The 18,490-nt window shown below is 69.2% G+C and carries 13 protein-coding genes and 1 pseudogene; 7 read left to right on the top strand and 7 right to left on the bottom strand.

Annotation, left to right across the window (positions count from 1 at the left end; all coding sequences use genetic code 11):
• The 3 genes and pseudogenes from NFU81_RS33745 to NFU81_RS33755 form a co-directional block, all read right to left on the bottom strand.
• Positions 1-379: pseudogene (locus NFU81_RS33745) on the bottom strand (right-handed parallel beta-helix repeat-containing protein); the annotation flags it as partial.
• Between the two features lie 703 nt (positions 380-1,082).
• On the bottom strand, positions 1,083-2,414 hold the full coding sequence (locus tag NFU81_RS33750; protein WP_251498894.1) for a poly(ethylene terephthalate) hydrolase family protein: 1,332 nt from the start codon (positions 2,412-2,414) through the stop codon (positions 1,083-1,085).
• Positions 2,415-3,243: 829 nt separating this feature from the next.
• Complete coding sequence (locus NFU81_RS33755) at positions 3,244-4,413, bottom strand: glycoside hydrolase family 12 protein (RefSeq protein ID WP_251498897.1); 1,170 nt, start codon at positions 4,411-4,413, stop codon at positions 3,244-3,246.
• Between the two features lie 570 nt (positions 4,414-4,983).
• On the opposite strand from NFU81_RS33755, the gene NFU81_RS33760 reads away from it, so the two are divergent.
• Positions 4,984-6,435, top strand: coding sequence for an endo-1,4-beta-xylanase (locus NFU81_RS33760; protein ID WP_308208347.1), 1,452 nt, complete (start codon positions 4,984-4,986; stop codon positions 6,433-6,435).
• 71 nt (positions 6,436-6,506) lie between these two features.
• On the opposite strand, the gene NFU81_RS33765 is transcribed toward NFU81_RS33760, so the two are convergent.
• From NFU81_RS33765 to NFU81_RS33780, 4 genes are all read right to left on the bottom strand, one after another.
• The gene (locus NFU81_RS33765) at positions 6,507-8,147 is read right to left on the bottom strand and encodes a glycoside hydrolase family 27 protein (RefSeq protein WP_251498900.1); all 1,641 of its coding nucleotides are present in this window, start codon (positions 8,145-8,147) and stop codon (positions 6,507-6,509) included.
• Between the two features lie 256 nt (positions 8,148-8,403).
• The gene (locus tag NFU81_RS33770; RefSeq protein ID WP_251498904.1) at positions 8,404-9,366 is read right to left on the bottom strand and encodes a sugar kinase; all 963 of its coding nucleotides are present in this window, start codon (positions 9,364-9,366) and stop codon (positions 8,404-8,406) included.
• Positions 9,363-10,037 carry a bifunctional 4-hydroxy-2-oxoglutarate aldolase/2-dehydro-3-deoxy-phosphogluconate aldolase gene (gene eda / locus NFU81_RS33775; RefSeq protein ID WP_251498905.1) on the bottom strand — a complete coding sequence of 225 codons (675 nt, stop codon included), beginning with the start codon at positions 10,035-10,037 and terminating at the stop codon, positions 9,363-9,365. Before eda ends, NFU81_RS33770 begins: the two co-directional genes overlap by 4 nt.
• 133 nt (positions 10,038-10,170) lie before the next feature.
• Positions 10,171-10,950, bottom strand: a complete 780-nt coding sequence (locus tag NFU81_RS33780) for a FadR/GntR family transcriptional regulator (RefSeq protein WP_422665359.1) — start codon at positions 10,948-10,950, stop codon at positions 10,171-10,173.
• Between the two features lie 405 nt (positions 10,951-11,355).
• On the opposite strand from NFU81_RS33780, the gene NFU81_RS33785 reads away from it, so the two are divergent.
• The 6 genes from NFU81_RS33785 to NFU81_RS33810 all read left to right on the top strand — a co-directional run bounded on the left by NFU81_RS33785 (position 11,356) and on the right by NFU81_RS33810 (position 18,489).
• Positions 11,356-12,735 carry an ABC transporter substrate-binding protein gene (locus NFU81_RS33785; RefSeq protein ID WP_251498908.1) on the top strand — a complete coding sequence of 460 codons (1,380 nt, stop codon included), beginning with the start codon at positions 11,356-11,358 and terminating at the stop codon, positions 12,733-12,735.
• Positions 12,732-13,646 carry a carbohydrate ABC transporter permease gene (locus tag NFU81_RS33790; protein ID WP_422665360.1) on the top strand — a complete coding sequence of 305 codons (915 nt, stop codon included), beginning with the start codon at positions 12,732-12,734 and terminating at the stop codon, positions 13,644-13,646. The genes NFU81_RS33785 and NFU81_RS33790 overlap by 4 nt, the downstream gene beginning before the upstream one ends.
• Positions 13,636-14,589 (top strand): carbohydrate ABC transporter permease, encoded by a 954-nt coding sequence (locus tag NFU81_RS33795; RefSeq protein ID WP_251498910.1) that lies wholly within the window; start codon positions 13,636-13,638, stop codon positions 14,587-14,589. The genes NFU81_RS33790 and NFU81_RS33795 overlap by 11 nt, the downstream gene beginning before the upstream one ends.
• Positions 14,590-14,699: 110 nt before the next feature.
• Positions 14,700-16,631 carry a DUF8034 domain-containing protein gene (locus NFU81_RS33800; RefSeq protein WP_251498913.1) on the top strand — a complete coding sequence of 644 codons (1,932 nt, stop codon included), beginning with the start codon at positions 14,700-14,702 and terminating at the stop codon, positions 16,629-16,631.
• Positions 16,628-17,575 carry an aldo/keto reductase gene (locus NFU81_RS33805; RefSeq protein ID WP_251498915.1) on the top strand — a complete coding sequence of 316 codons (948 nt, stop codon included), beginning with the start codon at positions 16,628-16,630 and terminating at the stop codon, positions 17,573-17,575. Before NFU81_RS33800 ends, NFU81_RS33805 begins: the two co-directional genes overlap by 4 nt.
• A complete protein-coding gene (locus NFU81_RS33810; RefSeq protein ID WP_251498917.1) occupies positions 17,572-18,489 on the top strand; it encodes an amidohydrolase family protein in 918 nt (305 codons plus the stop codon). The genes NFU81_RS33805 and NFU81_RS33810 overlap by 4 nt, the downstream gene beginning before the upstream one ends.
• Position 18,490 lies beyond the last annotated feature (1 nt).

Below are 18,490 nucleotides of genomic sequence, written 5' to 3' on the forward strand. Positions count from 1 at the left end.
AGACCGCCGCCCGCGGCGCCAGAGCGCCGTCGACGTACAGCTGCCGCGAATCGGAACCGGCCGGCACGGACGCGGCGTAGATGTTGCTCGACGCGTCCTTCAGCGTCCACCCCGTCACCTGCTGCCCACCCGACAGCACCGGCTGCTCACCGGGGGCCGCCTGCCAGATGACCTGGTGGCCGTTGCTGCCGGAGTCCGCGCTGCCCAGTACGAGCGGGGACGACATGCGGTACGTGCCGCCCGCCAGTTGCACGACGATGTCACCGCTCATGTTCCCGTCGATGGCCTCGACCGCTGTCTTCGCCTGGGCCGGAGAACAGGGCGCTGACGCGGAGCACGCGGTGCCGCTGCCGGCCGGGGAAGCGTAAAGGGTGGTCATGGTCGCAGCGTGCGACGTCACGGCCGGAGCGGCGAGCACGGCGCCGACGGCGAGCGCCGCGACAAGAGCCGCTCTCGGTGGTCGGCTGCGGTGCGGGCGCGTACGGGAGGGGAAGATCATGGTCCGCTCTCTTTCTGCATGGGTGAGAAGTCGGTTACGCGGGCTGGGAGGCTCGCGCTGCCGGCGTGTGCCCCATCCGCGGGCCGATCGCTATACCACCTATGCCATCCCCGCTCCGGACGATGAATCAGTCTCTTCCAAAGAAGATCGAAGCATCACAAGTGCCGGAATGATTTGCGCGCTCCAGATGGCGCCAGCTGGACTGGAGGAAGCGAGCGCTCGCATGCAGTGGGGATACAAGGGCGGGCGGAGAAACCTGGGGCGGAGAGTGCCGAAATGAGACTGACACATTCTCGTGCCGAACCTCAAGAGGTGCGTCACACAGAGCTTTCGGACTCCGGATCGATGCCGGCTGGACGGCCTGATCCACCGACGGTCCGCGACCTGTCGGACCTCGGCCACCGCAAGGCCCGCCCTGGTGAACCGCGCCCCGGAGCGGTGCGGCCGGCCCCTTGCTCACCCGGAGCGCCGGGCGAGCAGGGGGCCGCACCGCCGCAACCCGGGGGCGGCACCATCCAGCGCGCTCTCGCCGATGCGGGACTGAGTACCCCTACGACTTCTCTGTCACCCCGTCCCGCACGGGTCAGGGACTGGTGCAGCTCAACGAGGCGTCGGTGGGCGCCCCGGCGCCGAGGAACCCGAACGTGGTCGACGTGGACGGTTGCAGTGAGCCGTTGTAGGACACGTTGCCCACCGACACATCAGAGCCGCTGGTAGTGACGGCGCCGTTCCACACCTGACTGATGCTCTGGCCGCTGCCGAGCGTCCACCGTACGGTCCAGCCGCTGATCGGCTGGCCGCCTGCCGTGACCTTGACCTCGCCCTGGAAGCCGCCGGACCAGGTGTTGACGGTCGTGTACGTCGCTGTGCAAGCGCCCCCTGAGGTGCCTCCGGAGGTGGTGCCGCCGCCGACCGTCCCACCGGTCGTGGTCCCACCGGTCGTGGTCCCGCCGGTCGTGGTCCCACCGGTCGTGGTCCCACCGGTGGTTGTCCCACCGCTGGTTGTCCCACCGCTGGTGGTTCCGCCCGGGGGCACGTAGGGGCACTTGCTGTGGTAGATCGAAATGCCGCTGGGATCGGCCAGTGACGGGCACAGGAACTGCGTGTAGCGGGTGTCGTTGTCGACGAAGATCTTGAGCCAGGGGATCAGGAGGCGCATCTCGGTGCTCTGCGGATGGGTGTAGTAGACGTGGTCGGCGCCGGCGATCTGCACGAAGTCGCTCTGGGCGGCGGCCGGCATGGTGGCGTAGAGGCCGTCGAGATACGAGGGAGTGACCACGGTGTCGTTCTGCCCGGCCATGACCATCGTCGGCACCTGGTCGGTGGACATGTTCTGCGACGGCGAGAAGGGCGCCAGGGCGACCGCGGCCTTGAGCGACGGCCGGTGCTCGGAGGCGTACACCACGCCACCACCCCCCATGGAGTGGCCGATCACGGACAGCCGGCTCGTATCGACGCGGTCCCGCACCGGACTCCGCTGGGTGAGGTAGTCCAGCGCCGCCAGGAGTTGGGTTCCCCGAGCGGCGTCGTAGTCGGTGCGGCTGTTGGTCTCGATGCCGATCACAACGAACCCGAAGGAGGACAGCCAGGGTCCCATCCAGGCTTCCTCATCGGCGAACAGGGCGGTGTAACCGGGGACGATCGCCACCGCGCCCCAGGTGCCCGCGCTGGTGTCGGTGGGATAGTAGACCGTGCCGCCGTTGAATCCGTTGCCCGGCGCGACGCTCATCTGCGCCGTGGCGAACGGCCCCCTGGAGGCGGCCACACCGGCCAGCGTCGGGTCGGGTCCACGCTGGTACGGATTGTCCGCAGCCGCTGCGGGCTGGAACGCCAGCATCGCCGCCAGCAGGCCCGCGACGGCCACCAGCACGGCCACGATCATCCTGACCGACCCGGGCCGTAAACCCTGGTACATCGTCCATCTCCGGGCGCCCGTGGGCGCCTCCCACGCTACGTGCTGCACGGCACGTCTCCCTTCCGGACAGCGGGCGGCTCGAACACCGGCCTGCTGATCGTCATGTGTCCCTTGGCGGGTGGAGGAAAAGGGACCTCGGCGCCGCCACACGGTCCGCCTGCTGGCAGGCAGGAATCGCGCAGCGTCGGCGGCGCGCGCCGAGGTCCCGTCCCCGGCGGCTCAGACCGGCACGAGGCCGGCCTGCGGTGCGATACGCCGGGGGGTCATGCGGAAGGCCGCGGCAGGGCCGCTCCCCCCGAGGTCGCATCGCCTGAAGGTCCGGTGCTGGGTGGTGACGCTGGAGGGGACATCACTCCAGTGAGCCATGACGTCACGAATCGTTCTCCTCGCATGTGGGGGGATGTCTGCGCGCCGGTCGGGAATGGTGGTTCCCGACTCGATGCGAGCGCGCACTCGGTCGGACGGTTCACACTCCGTCAGGGGCGAGTAATACCGGTGGGGGGTGCCGCGTGCACGGATTCGGTGTGCTGCAGGAGAGATTGCTGTTCATGCCCTACTCGTCCCGGCCTGGGACCGACGCTCCGGCCGTCACCCACGCTCATCAAAGGGGCACAGTCCGGCACGTGAGCTGGGCGCCATTGGGGAGATCACCTCCTGCATTGTTAGCGCTAACTACCGTTCTTTCCGAAGGGAGTAGCGGAGTGGTTCCCCACATACATGGGATGTCCAGGGCAAAACGCTCCACCCATCCAGCGCTCTTGTCAAGGGCCTCTGCCGCACCTCCTGCCTCAGCTGTGCCGCCCGCTGTGGGGGGCGGCGCAGCTGGAGGTCAGGAGCAGGAGGTGCCGTTGAGGGTGAAGCCGGCAGGTTGGGCGTAGGTGCCGGAGTATGTGCCCTGGAAGCCGAAGGACTGCGTACCGCCGGCCGGTATCTGGGCGTTGTAGGAGAGACTGGACGCGGTGACAGACCCGGAGGAGGGCGACACGGTCGCGTTCCAGGCGCTGGTGATCGACTGGCCGGACGGGAGGGTGAAGCCGAGCTTCCAGCCGTTGACGGCGCTGGACCCGGTGTTGGCCACGGTGACGTTGGCGGTGTAGCCGCCCGCCCAGGTCTGCGGGGTGACGGTGACCTTGCAGGACGGGGAACCGGAACCGCCGGTGGTGCCGCCACTGGTCGTACCGCCGGTGGTCGTACCGCCGGTGGTCGAGCCGCCGCCGATGTTCACCGAGGACGAGAAGGAGGTCACCGCCAGGCCGGCGCCGTTCTGCCAGGGCTCGAAGCCCGCCTGGACGCTGGTGAGGTACCAGGAGCTCTGGGCCATACCCCGGTTGATCGTCTCGTTGGCGAAGGCCTTGACGTCGAAGTTCCAGCTGCCGATGGCCGAGGGAGCCACGAAGGAGATCACGTCGTTGGAGCCGTTGTTGCCGGTCCACACGTCCCAGCTGCGGCCACCCACGTTCGCGGTACCGACGCGGGAGCCGACCGGCTGGACGGGGCTGGTCTGGTGGTACCAGACCATGATCTCGGTCTTGTTGACGCCGTCCTTCCTGGGCGTCGGGTCGAGCCAGATGTCGTACGCGGCGTCGTAGACGGCGTTGCCGACGTAGTTGAACGAGACGCTCGTCGGCGCACTGCTGATCGCGCTGAGCTGCGCGGGCAGGTTGGTGCCCGGTGAGCAGTTGGTGTAGTGGCAGCCGTAGAAGACCGACGGATAGGACTTGGGACCGCCGTTGGTGGCGGTGCCGTCGGCTTGGGTGATCTGGAAGCCGCTGCTGGTGACGTTGATGCACTGGGTCGCGGTGGTGCCCCAGCGGTTGTTCTGGACCACGTAGCGGCCCTGGATGGTGGTCGAGCCGTACTGGTCACAGATCTGGGTGTCGGCATGGGCGGCCGGAGCAGCAGTCAGGGCGATGAGTCCGCCGACGGCGACGCCGAGCGCCACGACGGCTGACAGCACGGCCTTGCGGGTCGACCGGAAGGCTCGCTGAAGTGTCGACATGCTTGTCCCTTCGACAGGCGCTGAGGTGGGGGGAGAGGAACAGGCAGAGCGTGGAATCCCCTCTCGGGACGGCGATGGGAGCGCTCCCACACAACTCCGGGCACAGATCACGGAACGAGCCGTCTCGCAGGCGACGACGGTTCGGCAGAAGCGCGTCCCTGCCCGGTGTGCGCGAAACGTTCGCAAGTGTGCGCGCGCAGGGCTCGAAACGTCAACGCTCGGGAGTCGAGATTTTCGGTACCCGCCGTCGGCCGGAATCAGGACGATCGCTCTCCGATCCGCCCGGCCCCTGGTCGCGGCGCTGCCGGCCGGGCGAGTTGGGCGGGCGCACCGCCCACGCACGCGCCTCGCACGAGAGGGGCTCCGTGCGAGATGTATTGACGCGTTCAGATGGGCGCCCTAAGGTGCCGCGAAACGATCGCAGGGCTCTCGGAAGTTTCAGTCACGGAGGCAAAGTTCGGCAAGATGTTAGCGCTCACCTACGCCCCATGCAGGCAGTGCGCCGATAGCAGCCGGGCGCCGGCCTCCGGTCTGTGCCCTGTCCCCCCACCGTAAGGAGCACCTACCGACATGTCTTGGCTCAACAGGCACCGAAGCGTTCACAGAAAGGCGGTGGCCGCGGCCACCGGAGTGGCGGTCAGCGCCTCACTGGCTGTCGTCGCCCTGGCGACGACAGCGCCCCATGCCGCAGCGGCGAGTTCGCTGGGTTCCGCGGCTGCGCAGTCGGGCCGGTATTTCGGTACGGCGGTGGCGGCGGGCAAGCTGGGCAACTCGACGTACTCCACGATTCTCGACCGGGAGTTCAACATGATCACCCCGGAGAACGAGATGAAGTGGGACACCACTGAACCGTCCCGGGGGAACTTCAACTTCGGTCCCGCCGACCAGATCGTCAGCCACGCCCAGGCCCACGGCCAGCGGATGCGCGGTCACACCCTGGTGTGGCACTCGCAGCTGCCCTCCTGGGTGTCCGGGCTGTCGGCGTCTGATCTGCAGTCCGCCATGGACAACCACATCACGCAGGAGATGACGCACTTCAAGGGCAAGATCTACGCCTGGGACGTGGTCAACGAGGCGTTCGCCGACGGTGGCAGCGGCCAGCACCGCAGCTCGCCGTTCCAGGACAAGCTCGGCAACGGCTTCATCGAGCACGCCTTCCGCACCGCGAGGTCCGTCGACTCCTCGGCCAAGCTCTGCTACAACGACTACAACATCGAGAACTGGTCCGACGCCAAGACCCAGGGCGTCTACAACATGGTCAAGGACTTCAAGTCCCGCGGCGTGCCCATCGACTGCGTCGGCTTCCAGAGCCACTTCGGGACCGGAGGACCCCCCTCCAGCTTCCAGACCACCCTGTCGAACTTCGCCGCCCTCGGCGTCGACGTCCAGATCACCGAACTCGACATCGCCCAAGCCTCCTCCACGAACTACACCAACACCGTCCAGGCCTGCATGAACGTCGCCCGCTGCACCGGAATCACCGTCTGGGGCATCCGCGACAGCGACTCCTGGCGCTCGAGCGACAACCCCCTGCTCTTCGACAGCAACGGCAACGCCAAGTCCGCCTACACCGCCGTACTCAACACCCTCAACGGCGGCGGCACGACGACGACGCCGACCTCGCCGACCACACCGCCGACCAACGGCGGCACCAGGGCGATCAAGGGTGTCGCCTCCGGGCGCTGCGTGGACGTGCCCAACTCCACCACCACCGATGGCACCCAACTGCAGTTGTGGGACTGCAGCGGCCAGGCCAACCAGCAGTGGACCTACACCTCCGACAGCGAGTTGCAGATCCTGGGGAGCAAGTGCCTGGACGCTGCCGGTACCGGCAACGGCGTCAAGGTGCAGATCTACTCCTGCTGGGGTGGCGACAACCAGAAGTGGCGCGTCAACTCCGACGGCACCATCGTCGGCGTCCAGTCCGGGCTGTGCCTGGACGCGACCGGCGCCGGCACCGCCAACGGGACGAAGATCGAGCTGTGGGCCTGCAATGGGGGCAGCAACCAGAAGTGGAGCTGAACCGGCAGCAGTAGTGCCTCCGCTCCCCCGGCCTCGTCGTAGGCCGGGGGAGCGGTCATCTTGGGTTCGGGTTATCCCAGCGTCCATTGCTGGTTGCTGCCGCCGTTGCAGGTCCACAGTTCGGCGAGGGCGCCGTTGGCGGTGGAGGCTCCGGTGACGTCGAGGCACAGTCCGGACTGGGTACCGGTGACGGTGCCGTTGGAGTTGACGCTCCACTGCTGGTTGGCCTGGCCGTTACAGGACCAGACCTCGACCTTGGTGCCGGCGGTGGTCTGGTTGTTGTACGCGTCCAGGCACATCTGCGAGCTGCCGGAGTAGACGGCCAACTGCCCGCCCGACGTACGGGTCCAGGTCTGGTTCGGCGTGCCTGCGCAGTCCCGGATGTCCACCTGCGTGCCCGCAGTGGTCGACGAGTTCGGCACCTCCAGGCACTTGCCCGCACCCACCGCATGCAACGCACCAGTGGTGCCGGTCCCGCCGCCGGTGGTGCCGCCCGCGACTCGGTACATCACCGTGCCGTGCGCGGGCACCGAGGCACTGATGGCGCCCGAGGTGGTGGACGTCGCCCCGGACCACAGGTCGGTCAGGTTGTAGCCGGAGGCGCCGGTCTTGCCTATCGCGGCAGCTGTGGTGCTGATGGTCGCGGTCGATCCGGTCTCGTTGAACAGCGCCACGGACACGTCGCCGTTGGACAGCGGCTTGGCCATCACGTCCAGGCCACCCCCCGACGAGACCAGGGTGCCCTGCTTGCCCAGCGAGTCCTGGTCCACCGCGATAACCCGGGAATTGGTGTAGATGGACAAGGTGGTGGAGCTGGCGGAGGCGATGTTGGTACCCGCGATCAGCGGAGCCGCCATCTCGGACCACAGGCTGAACTCCGTGCGGGCCTCGGTGGCGGTCAGGGATCCGTTGCCGACCTCCAGCATGTCCGGATCGTTCCAGTGACCGGGACCGGCGTAGGAGGCCAGACCCACGTTGCTGTGGAAGATCGACAGCATACTGGAGTAGCTCGCGTTGATGTCACCGGTGGTGCGCCAGCTGTTGCCCACTCCGGCGCCCCAGGTCCACACGTTCTCCTGGCCCCAGTTGCACAGGCTGTACAGGATCGGCCGGCCGGTCGCGGCGAGCGCGTCCCGCATCGCGGTGTACCGGGACTGCCCCGGCACACCGTTGTTGTTGCAGTTGTCGTACTTCAGGTAGTCCACACCCCACGAGGCGAAGGTCGCCGCGTCGGTGGTCTCATGTCCCAGGCTCCCGGGGTACCCGGCACACGTCGCAGTGCCGGCGTCCTCGTAGATCCCCAACTTCAGGCCAAGAGAGTGCACATAGTCCGCCGTGCCCTTGATGCCGTCAGGGAACTTCGCCGGGTCCGGGACCAGCCGACCGGACGAGTCCCGGGTGTGGGTCATCCAGCAGTCGTCGATGTTGACGTAGGTGTAGCCCGCGGCCTGCATGCCGTTGTCGTGCATGGCCAGCGCCGTGGACTTGATCAGCGACTCAGAGACGTTGCACCCGTACGCGTTCCAGTCGTTGAACCCCATCTGCGGCGTCAGCGCCAACCCGTTGCCCAACGCGGCAGCAGGCTGAGCCGCGCCTGGGGCGACCAGCGAGGCACAGACGGAAAGCAGCAGGGCCGAGACTGTTAGCGCTAACACTCTGCCGAGCGGCGACCGTGCGATCCAGCGCCTGGCTCTCGCATTGCTGTTGACCATGGTGTGTCGACCTCCTGGGCCGAGTCGTGGGGGGAGCCGTGCCTGCTACCGAACCCCGTCCGCGCGGGAAGGAGGTCGGTTGATGACCACGAGCCGTGCAGCCGTGGCGGGTTGGGAAGCAGGGTCGGTGCGGCGCGGGCAGGCATGCTGTCTGCCCGCCGTTGTGTGAAGTAGGTAACTCCTGTGCGTTCAGGGCGTCAAGAGTGGTGGGAAAATTTCCTTCTTGATGGAGTGCCCCGTGCGGCGGAAGGCCTGCTCACCGTGTGACGTCCTGGACGGACGCCAGAGCGGCCAGCTCCGGTCGCCGGGGAAGCCCTTCGCAGTCCCCCGGCACGCTCACCGCGTACGCGCCGGCGGCGACAGCCGTCCGCAGCCGCTCCGACGCGCTCCGGCCGGCCAGGAGTTCGGCCAGGTATCCGGCGACGAACGCGTCGCCGGCGCCGACAGGGTCGACAACCTCGGCGGGCAGAGCGGCAAGCCGGTGGTCGGTGCCTTCGATACGTGCCGTGCAGCCCCGCGCCCCGTCCTTGATGACCGCCTGGGCCGGCCCCAGTGCGGCCAGCCCTTCCGCCAGAGCGGCGGCCGAGGACTCACCGTCCGCACCGAGCACCAGCTGCGCCTCCTCCACGCCCGCGAACACCACGTCGGCGCGCGCGACGAGACGCCGAAGCGTAGGGCCGGCTGCTTCGGGGCTCCACAGCTTGCGGCGGTAGTTGACGTCGACGCTGACCGGTACCCCGGCGGCCCGTGCCCGGGTGACGGCGCCGAACACCGTGTCGCAGGCCGAGGGAGACAGCGCGGTCGTGACACCGGTGACGTGCAGGACCCCCGCGGCCTCGACGCAGCCCTGCGGGATGTCCCCCGGGCGCAGGCGGGATCCGGCACTCCCCGCGCGGTGGTAGTCCACCGACAGTGCGCTGCCGAAACGGCGGTGCTTGACCATCAGCCCGGTGAAGGACCCGTCACGGACCACGAGGGCCGTGACGCCCTCGGACCGCAGGCGGCGCTCGATCATGTCCCCCGTCGCGTCGGCGCCGAGCCGGCCTATCCAGGTGGCGGGTACGCCCAGCCGGGACACTCCGATGGCCACGTTGCTCTCGGCGCCACCGATGCCGTAGGTGAACGTGCGGGCGTACTCCAGGGAGCCGATCTCACCAGCGGTGACCAGTCCCATGGTCTCTCCGAGGGTGACCAGTCCCGGCATGCTCGTTCCGGTCATGCGGACTGCCTCCCCGCAGTGGTCGCCGCCAGCTGCGCGGCCTGCGCGCACAGCGTGCGGATCCGGTCCCACGCGCGCCGGGCCAGGAGATCGCGCGGCGCCATCCAGCTGCCGCCGACCCCCAGCACCGACGGCTCGTCCAGATACGCGGCGGCGTTGTCCTGGCCGATGCCTCCGGTCGGCATGAAGGCGATGTCGGGGATGGCGGAGGCGAATGCCCGCAGCGCGGGCACACCGCCTGACTGCTCGGCGGGAAAGAACTTCGCCGCCGGCAGCCCGAACCTGCGCGCACGAAGGACCTCCCCGGCCGTCGCGACTCCGGGCAGGACCGGCACGCCGAGCTCCAGGCACCGCTCGACGACCACCGGGTCCAGGCCGGGCGAGACGACGAAGCGCGCTCCGGCCTGCACCGCCTGGTCGACCTGCTGCGGTTCCAGGACGGTGCCGGCGCCGGCGAGCAGTTCTGGACGGTCGGCCAGCCTGCGCAGGACCCGCAGGCCGGCCTCGGTGCGCAGGGTCACCTCGACGCAGTGCAGCCGGGACTCCGCCAGGGCCTCCGCCAGCGGTGCCGCCGCCTGCACGTCGTCGACGACCAGCACCGGCACGACGGATGCGGACCGGATCCGTGCCAGCACCTCCGCGGTGTCGGGCAGGGGTGGGCAGGATTCCATGACGCATCGTCTCCTCGGTGCTCAGGTGAAGTGCGCTGCACGGGGCAACGCGGCATGGCGCGTGCGCCGCTTGCCGACTCGGGAGGGCACGCGAGGGCGTCGACGGCGTGCAGGGGTGGAACCCGGCTGCGGCTCAGCCGAACACGCGGCGCTGGATCTCGCGGCGGTAGTCTTCCAGCGTCTGGTCCAGGTGGAGGGTGGCCGCCTGCGCTGCGGCCTCCGCGTCGCCGTCCTTGATCGCCTGGTAGATCGCGGCGTGCTCTGCCACCGCCTCCTCGGCATGGCCGCCGACCGTACCGTGCAACCCGATGGTGCTGGACTGGCGTTGGAGACGCCGGGCCTCGCGGACCGCGTCCACCAGGAACGGATTCTGCGAGGCCTTGGCGACGCTGAGGTGGAATTCGTCGTCGCCGCGGTCGAACAGCTCGCGCTGGCCGGTCAGATGGCCTTCCCTGCATGTCTCGGCGGCCTCTTCGATCGCGCGCAGGTCGGCCGGCGTCGCACGTGTTGCGGCCAGCCGGCTGGCCGCGGCCTCCTGCACCCGGCGGAACTCGAACAGGCGGTAGACGTGGTCGAGGTCGGTCGGCAGGAAGAAGCTCCCCCACAGCGACGAGCCCAGCATGCCTTCGTCGTTGGCCACGAACAGGCCGCGGCCCTTCTGCGCGCGGATCCGTCCGATGGCCGAGAGGATCTTGACGGCTTCACGTACCACCGTCCGGCTGGTGCCCAGGCGCGAGGCGAGCTGGTTCTCCGTGGGCATCCGGTCACCCGGCTGCAGTTTCAGCTCGGCGATGAGCCGCAGGATCTCCTCGGCCACGCGTTCGTAGCCGGGTCGATAGGCCACGGTGTCCTGCGTGTCCGCCGGCGCCGATGCGGAGCTGCCGGTCGCCGCAAGTACGGGGTTGCCGTCCAACGACCCGCCTCCTTCATCTCCCGTCGTCAGCCACGCGGTACGCGGCCAGTCCGACATTACGCCGCAGCATACAACGGAGGTTCATCTCGGCGATATATGTAGGACTCATTTCCCCCTCACGCTCGTCGTAAATAAGTGTAAAACGGTCAAAAGCTGGCGGTTGTGAGTCGGTCGCGTTAAAAGATCTTGGAAATAACCATGCTCATCCTGTTGACTCGACCGGGGCCTGGCGCTTGTTATGTGTGATCAAAGCGCGATGCTGCTTCGCCTGAAAAGTTCAGGTCGGGACGGCTTCGTCCCGGTGACCACCGAGCTCCCACCTGTCTGCCTTCCCCTCCAGGAGTGCGACATATCCCGGCCCGCGTCCCAGCGATGGACGGGCCCCACGACGTAGTGGAGTTGTTCATGACAGCCAAGGTCCGCGCGGTCGGCGCGAACACACCCAACGGAACCCGCGGCAACCGCAGACGCACCGGCATGCTGGCCGTGGCCGGCGCCCTGGTGCTGGCCACGGTCGCCGCCTGCGGCGGAGGCAGCAACAACAGCGGTTCCCAAGGCGGCTTCAAGCCCGTCAAGCAGACAGGCGGCGCCCTGACGGTGTGGGTGGACGCCTCTCGTATGGACGCCGCCAAGCTCTACCAGCAGCAGCACCCCGACGTGAAGATGAACATCGTCAGCTACGACGGTGACGCGAACGGCTCCAACTACCTGCGCACCAAGGTGAGCCTGTTCAACCGCACCCGCAAGGGCTGGCCCGACGTGGTGTTCAGCTCGCAGAACAACGAGACCACCTGGGCGGTCGACGCCGGATTCACCGCTCCGCTGAACAAGGGTCTGATACCGCAGTCGACGCTGGCGGGCTGGGCCAAGGGCGCCAACACCCCCTGTACGGTCAACGGCACGCTGTACTGCCTGCGCAACGACCTCGCCCAGACGGTGCTGTGGTACAACGCCCCGCTGATGAAGCAGTGGGGATACCAGGTCCCGCAGACCTGGGAGGAGTACCAGGCCCTAGGGGAGAAGGTGGCCACCGAGCACCCCGGCTACCTGGTCGGCTCGGCCGGCGACACCTGGGCGCCCGAGCTGTACATGTGGCCGAGCAAGTGCGGGGCCAACCAGATCACCGGTCCCAAGGCGGTGACGGTCAGCACCGGCAGCGCGAACTGCACGCGGATGGCGTCGTTGCTCGACACCCTCATCAAGAACAAGACGATGTCCATGAGCAGCGTCTTCAGCTCGGACTTCGACAAGAACGAGGCCGGCAAGATCCTCATGCTGCCCGGCCCCTCCTGGTTCGGCGGCGCCCTGTTCCAGGGGTCGTTCAAGACGCCGGCACACCAGATAGCCGTCTCGCCGATGCCCAAGTGGTCCGCCGACAGCGGCAGCACGGCAGGCAACGTCGGCGGCGGGACCTGGCTGCTGTCCGCGCACAGCGCGAACCTCAAGGCCGCCACGGCCTTCCTCACCTGGGTGACCACGTCGGACGACTACCAGGCCAAGCTCGCACCCGGCTACCCGGCCTACGCCGCCGCGGCCAAGAACTGGCTGGCCAAGCAGGCCTCCTCCGGCTACTTCACCGGCGACATCTCCGCGCCGCTGCAGGCCGCGGCGGACGAGGTCTGGCCCGGTTGGGGCTACGGCCAGTTCAGCCAGGAGGCCGTCTGGGCCGCCACGGTGACCCCGCAGCTGACGGCAGGCAAGTCCATCGTGTCCCTGCTGCCGGCCTGGCAGACGGCGATCGCCAACTACGCCCGCGCCGCCGGCTACAAGGTCACAACCCAGTGACGGCGCAACCCACCGAGGCCGGCCGGGCACCGGTGCGCAGCGCGCGCACGCTGTGGCCCGGCCGGGCCGGGCACGGCTTCGTCGCCGCCTACACGGTCCTGCTGATCGCCTTCGGGGTCATACCGACCGGCTACGCGATCTACTTCGCCTTCACCGACGGCGGCGGCACCTTCAGCGGCCTGTCCAACTTCTCGACCGCCGTCGACGACTTCCGCTTCACACCCGCCGTCGAGCACGTGGCCCTCTATCTGGTCTGGTGGCTGGTGTCCCTGGTCGTGTTCGTCGTCGGGCTGGCGCTGCTGCTGCACCGCCTGGCGCTGAGCGGCGTCAGCAGGGCGCTGCGGTTCCTGTACTACGTGCCCGGCGCCCTCGCCGGGGCGGCCAGCGTGATGGTGTGGCTGTTCGTGCTGGACCCCACCGTCAGCCCGGTCGGCTTCCTGCTGCGGGCCTTCGGGTACGACACCTTCGGCGAGGTCATCGCCCCCGGGCACCTGCCGATCCTGTTCACCCTGATCGCCTTCTGGACCGGGGCCGGCGGCTGGATCGTGGTGATGTACGGGGCGCTGAACAACATCTCGCAGGACGTCCTGGAAGCTGCGCGGATCGACGGCGCGGGGGCCTGGCAGACCGCCTGGCGGATCCAGATCCCCCTGCTGCGCAAGTGGATCGTCTACATGGTCATCCTCGCCTTCGCCGGCGGTACCCAGCTGTTCGTCGAACCGCAGCTGCTGTCCCAGGCGAGCGTCGGCGTCGCGGGCCGGGACTACTCCCTCAACCAGCTCGCGTACGACTTCGCGTTCCAGAACAACGACGTCAACACCGCAGCCGCCGTGTCGGTGGAACTGCTGGTGGTCGGGCTGGTCGTGGCGGGGGTCTTCGTGGCCAGATCGGGGTTCTTCGATGCGGACTGACATCCGGCGGCCTGCGGTCGCCACATCCTCGGGCAGCGGGCAGGTGCCCGGACGAGCGGACCGGACCCGGTCCGGCCGCCCCGTGCGCGGGCGCCCCAACCCGCTCCCGGCCCTGGTGCTCCTGCTGTTCGTGGTCTTCTTCGTGCTGCCGGTGCTCTGGCTGCTGCTGGCGGCCACCAAGACCGACGACCAGCTGGTGCACAACAACCCGCTGTCGTTCGGCTCCCTGCACGCGCTGCACGCCAACTGGAAGGCCCTGACCGCCTATCAGGACGACGCGATCTTCATGTGGCTGCGGAACTCGGCCGTCTACTCGTTCCTCGCCCTGGTGATCACCCTGTGCGTGGCGGTGCCGGCCGGCTACGCGCTGGCGATGACGGAGTTCCGCGGCCGGCGCGCGCTGCTGGTCGCCACCCTCGTGGTGATGCTGATGCCGAACGCCACGCTGGTCGTGCCGCTGTTCCTTGAGGTCAACGCGGTCCACCTGATCGGCTCGATGTGGTCGATCATCCTGCCGTACGCCTTCTACCCGTTCGGGGTGTACCTGACCTACATCTACTTCAGCACCGCCCTGCCCAGGGAACTGCTGGACGCGGCACGGCTGGACGGCTGCTCGGAATTCGGCGTCTTCCGCCGGGTGGCGCTCCCGCTCGCGGCACCTGTCGTCGCGCTGGTGGGGTTTTTCAGCTTCGTCGCCAACTGGACCAACTACTACCTGCCGTACGTCATGCTGCCGCAGAGCGACCAGTTCCCGGTCCAGGTCGGCCTGGGGACGCTGCTCGACTCCGTCCCGCAGTTCAACCCGACGGCCAGCACGCTGCAGGTCGAGCGTCCTGAACTGGCCCTGGCCACGCTGCTGGCGATCGTCCCCGTGCTGGTCGTCTTCCTGTTCTCCCAACGGTTCCTGGTCGCCGGCATGCTCGCCGGCGCGACAAAGAACTGACCCAGCCGGTCGCCCCGCACGATGCGCAGCACACCGCCCGCCCCGGCCGGTGTGCGGGCAGCGCTGTGCCCGGACGCGGCCGTGCCCGAACGCGAATGGAGCTCCTCCCGATGCATCCCGTCATCTCGGCCTCGGTGCCGCTGCTCGAACCGCCGGGCTGGGCGACAGCGCAGCGCGAACTGTTCGACCTGCTCGACCGGGCCTGGCGCCGGTTCGCCCGCGACTTCACGGGGCCCGACGGACGGCTGCGCTACACCGGCGAGCTGACCTCCCGGGACGGCGTGGACGACTTCTACGAGGTCTTCTTCAACTGGCCCCAGTTGTACCTGCTCGGCGGAGCGGACGACCTGCTGGCCCAGTCCGAGCAGCACTGGGAGGGCGTCACCCGCCAGCTGACCGAGCTGGGCATGCTCAAGGACGAGTACGAACGCGGCTACGACTGGTTCCACCAGGGCGAGAGCCTGCTGCTGCTGTACTTCCTGTGCATGGCCGCCCCCGATCGGTGGGCCGAGCGGGCACAGCGCTTCGCGGATCTGTACGTCGACCCCGTTCACGGCAACTACGACCCCGACCGGCACATCATCCGCCGGCCGCACAACGGCAGCGACCCGGGACGCGACGGCCTGTCGGACGGCGACGCCTACCCGTGGCTGCCGAAGGAAGCCCAGATGTACGGCTTCCCACTCGGCTGGATCCTGCCGGCGGGCGCGGAGCAGCCGCCGCTCGACGCCGACCCGCGGCTCGGCGCGGAGATGCGCCGCCGGATGGGCGACGGTGACACCGCGGTCAACCTCTCCGCAGCGGGACTCGTCCTGAACGCCTGGATACTCTCCGGCGAGCAGCGCTACGCGGACTGGATCGCCGAGTACGTCGGCGCCTGGCGGGAGCGCGCCGCCGCCAACGGGGGCCTCCTGCCGGACAACGTCGCCCCGGACGGTACCGTCGGCGGGCTGCTGGACGGGCGCTGGTACGGCGGCCACTACGGCTGGTCCTGGCCGCACGGCTGGTACAGCGTGGGACATGCGGCGATCGTCGCCGCCCTGGCGGGTGCCGCGGTCACCGGCGACGACTCGTACCTGGACCTGGTGCGGCCGGTCCTGGACGAGATCATCTCGCACGGCAAGGTGATGGCTTTCACCGAGGCTGATTCCAGCATCAAGTCCAAGTGGATCCCGCAGCTGGCGGAGGACGTGAGCGTCCCGACCTTCCACGTGCCGTTCCGGTACGAGGACGAAGGCTGGTTCGACTACAACCCGATGCTGATGGCCGTCCCGACGGCGCTGTGGCACCACACCGCCTCCGACGCCGACCGGGCGCGCATCGAACGCCTGCGCGCTGCCGCCGGATACGACTGGCGTACGGTCCGCTCCTTCCGCAGCAAGGAGGAGGCCGGCCACGAGGAGCCCTGGCTGGCCTTCCTGGCGGGCGACGACCCGGCCTATCCGGAGAAGATCCTGGCAGCGGCCCAGGCACAGGTGCGGCACCGGCTGTCCCGCATGGAGAAGTACTGCGACTGGGACGTGCCGGAGGCGGACATCCACCTGTGGCAGCAGTCCAACCCCGTGGTCACCGAGGCGCTGGTCCAGCTGACCTGGGGCGGCCCCCAGGTGGTCTACAACGGCGGTCTGCAGCAGGCACGGGTGCGCTACCACGACGCCGCCGCCCGCCGTCCAGGGCTTCCCGCGGGGGTCGCGGCGCTGGTTTCCGCCATCGACCCGGACGCCACGGTCATCGACCTGGTCAACCTCGATCCCGAAGCGGCACGATCGGTGATCGTCCAGGCAGGCGCGTTCAGCGAGCACACCATCCGCTCGGTGGAGTACAGCGTCTGCGAGGACCCTTCCTGGATCGGTGACCTGTACGACTACGGGCACACCGCCCCGACGGTGACCGCCGCGTCAGCGGTGGTCGGTGGACCCTGGCTGCAGGTGGAGCTCCCCCGCTCCAGTACCGTCCGGCTCACCCTGCAGCTCGGCCTGCGCACCCGGCCGCCCTCCTACCGCACCCCGTTCGACGAGCAGTCGCAGCAGGACGCGCCGTGAAGCGCCGCACGTTGGGCACAACCGGTCCGGAGGTCTCCGAGCTGGGATTCGGGGCGTCCCCGCTGGGCGGCGTGTACGGCGCGTTCGCCGAGCCCGACGGTATCGACGCCGTGCACACCGCCCTGGACCTGGGGATCTGCTTCTTCGACGTCTCGCCCTACTACGGGGCGACGCTCGCAGAGACGGTCCTGGGCAAGGCGCTTCGCGGTGTCGAGCGCTCCAGCTACGTCCTGGCGACCAAGGTCGGCAGATACGGGGACGACGAGTTCGACTTCACCGCCGACCGCGTCAAAAGCAGCGTGCACGAGAGCCTGAAGCGGCTGGGAACGGACCATCTCGACCTGGTCCAGTGCCACGACATCGAGTTCGGCGACCTCGACCAGGTCGTGCACGAGACGCTCCCGGCATTGCGCGAGATGCAGGACGCGGGCCTGGTGCGTGCGGTGGGCGTCACCGGATACCCGCTCGGCGCCCTGCAGTACGTGGCGGCGCTGACGCCGGTGGACGTGGTGATGTCCTACTGCCAGTACACCCTGCAGGACCGGCGCCTGGCGCGGCGCAGCCCCGATTTCGACCGGGCGGGCACCGCGGTGATCAACGCGTCGCCGCTGGCGATGGGGGCACTGACCGAGCGAGGGCCCGCCTTCTGGCATCCCGCACCGGCGCCCGTCCTTGAGCGCTGTGCAGCGGCGGCCGCGCTGTGCCGGGCGAGCGGGGCCGACATCGCACGCCTCGCGGTGCAGTTCGCCGTCTCGACCGGCGGCTTCGCCTCCACCGTGGTCGGCACCTCCAGCGCTCGGCAGGTGCGCCGCCTCGTCGAATGGATCGCCCAGCCCCTGGACGAGGAGCTGCTGCGTGCCGTGGAGGACTGCCTGGCACCGGTGCTCGACCAGGGCTGGCTCAACGGGCGTCCCGAGAACCAGCACTCCGAGGAGCAGCCATGACCATGGATCAGCCGTCCGGTGGCGCCGCGGCGGAGCGCGCGCCGGTGCTCGACAGCCACGTCCACTTCTGGGACCCGCAGCACCTGTCCTACCCGTGGCTCGCCGACGTTCCCGCCCTCGACCGGCGCTTCTCCCCCTCCGGTTTCCTCGGTGACGTGCCCGAGCCGGTGGAGGCGGTCTTCGTCGAAGCGGGGCGGCATCCGGACCAGGCGGCCCAGGAAGTGCGGTGGGTGCGCAGCCTGGCACGTACCCAGCCGTGGATCCGCGGCGCCGTGGCGCACGTGAGCCTGGACGACCCGGTCGGGGCGCCGGACGCCATCGGCCGTTTCGCCGCCGACCCGTTCGTCGTCGGTGTCCGCCACAACATCCAGGACGAGGAGCCGGGCTTCACCGAGGGTGCCGGCTTCCGCGCGGGTGTGGGGCTCCTGGGCCGGGCGGGGCTCCCGTTCGACGCGTGCGTGCGAGAGCGGCAACTCGGCGAAGTCGCCGAACTGGCGGCCGCGTGCCCGCAGACCCTCATCGTCCTCGACCACCTCGGCAAGCCGTCCGTCCCCGGCCCCGACCCCGCGTGGCGGCCGGCCCTGCACCGGCTCGCCCGGAGGGACAACGTCGTCTGCAAGCTGTCCGGGCTGGCCACCGAGGCGGCTCCCGGCACCGACGCGACCGCCCTGCTCGCCGTGCTCCGCGAGGTGCTGGAGGCGTTCGGCCCCGACCGCTGCCTGTACGGCGGCGACTGGCCGGTGATGACGCTCGCCACCTCGTACGGGTCCTGGCTGGATCTGGTCCGCGAAGCGCTCTTCGATCTGCCGGCGGCCGATGCCGACGCAGTGATGCGCACCAACGCGGTCCGCACCTACCGGCTGCAGGACCGGGGGGCGGCTCCCATGTCCGACGAGGCCGACCGGCCCGCATGAG

It is taken from the genome of Actinacidiphila cocklensis (assembly GCF_907177275.1).
GTDB classification, from domain to species: domain Bacteria; phylum Actinomycetota; class Actinomycetes; order Streptomycetales; family Streptomycetaceae; genus Actinacidiphila; species Actinacidiphila cocklensis.

What these genes read in the sequence shown, in the direction of transcription:
- NFU81_RS33750 (WP_251498894.1), bottom strand. Translation starts at nt 2,414, where the DNA reads ATGTACCAGGGTTTACGGCCCGGGTCGGTCAGGATGATCGTGGCCGTG.
- eda (WP_251498905.1), bottom strand. Translation starts at nt 10,037, where the DNA reads ATGGAATCCTGCCCACCCCTGCCCGACACCGCGGAGGTGCTGGCACGG.
- NFU81_RS33800 (WP_251498913.1), top strand. Translation starts at nt 14,700, where the DNA reads ATGCATCCCGTCATCTCGGCCTCGGTGCCGCTGCTCGAACCGCCGGGC.
- NFU81_RS33795 (WP_251498910.1), top strand. Translation starts at nt 13,636, where the DNA reads ATGCGGACTGACATCCGGCGGCCTGCGGTCGCCACATCCTCGGGCAGC.
- NFU81_RS33770 (WP_251498904.1), bottom strand. Translation starts at nt 9,366, where the DNA reads ATGACCGGAACGAGCATGCCGGGACTGGTCACCCTCGGAGAGACCATG.
- NFU81_RS33785 (WP_251498908.1), top strand. Translation starts at nt 11,356, where the DNA reads ATGACAGCCAAGGTCCGCGCGGTCGGCGCGAACACACCCAACGGAACC.
- NFU81_RS33765 (WP_251498900.1), bottom strand. Translation starts at nt 8,147, where the DNA reads ATGGTCAACAGCAATGCGAGAGCCAGGCGCTGGATCGCACGGTCGCCG.
- NFU81_RS33810 (WP_251498917.1), top strand. Translation starts at nt 17,572, where the DNA reads ATGACCATGGATCAGCCGTCCGGTGGCGCCGCGGCGGAGCGCGCGCCG.
- NFU81_RS33760 (WP_308208347.1), top strand. Translation starts at nt 4,984, where the DNA reads ATGTCTTGGCTCAACAGGCACCGAAGCGTTCACAGAAAGGCGGTGGCC.
- NFU81_RS33755 (WP_251498897.1), bottom strand. Translation starts at nt 4,413, where the DNA reads ATGTCGACACTTCAGCGAGCCTTCCGGTCGACCCGCAAGGCCGTGCTG.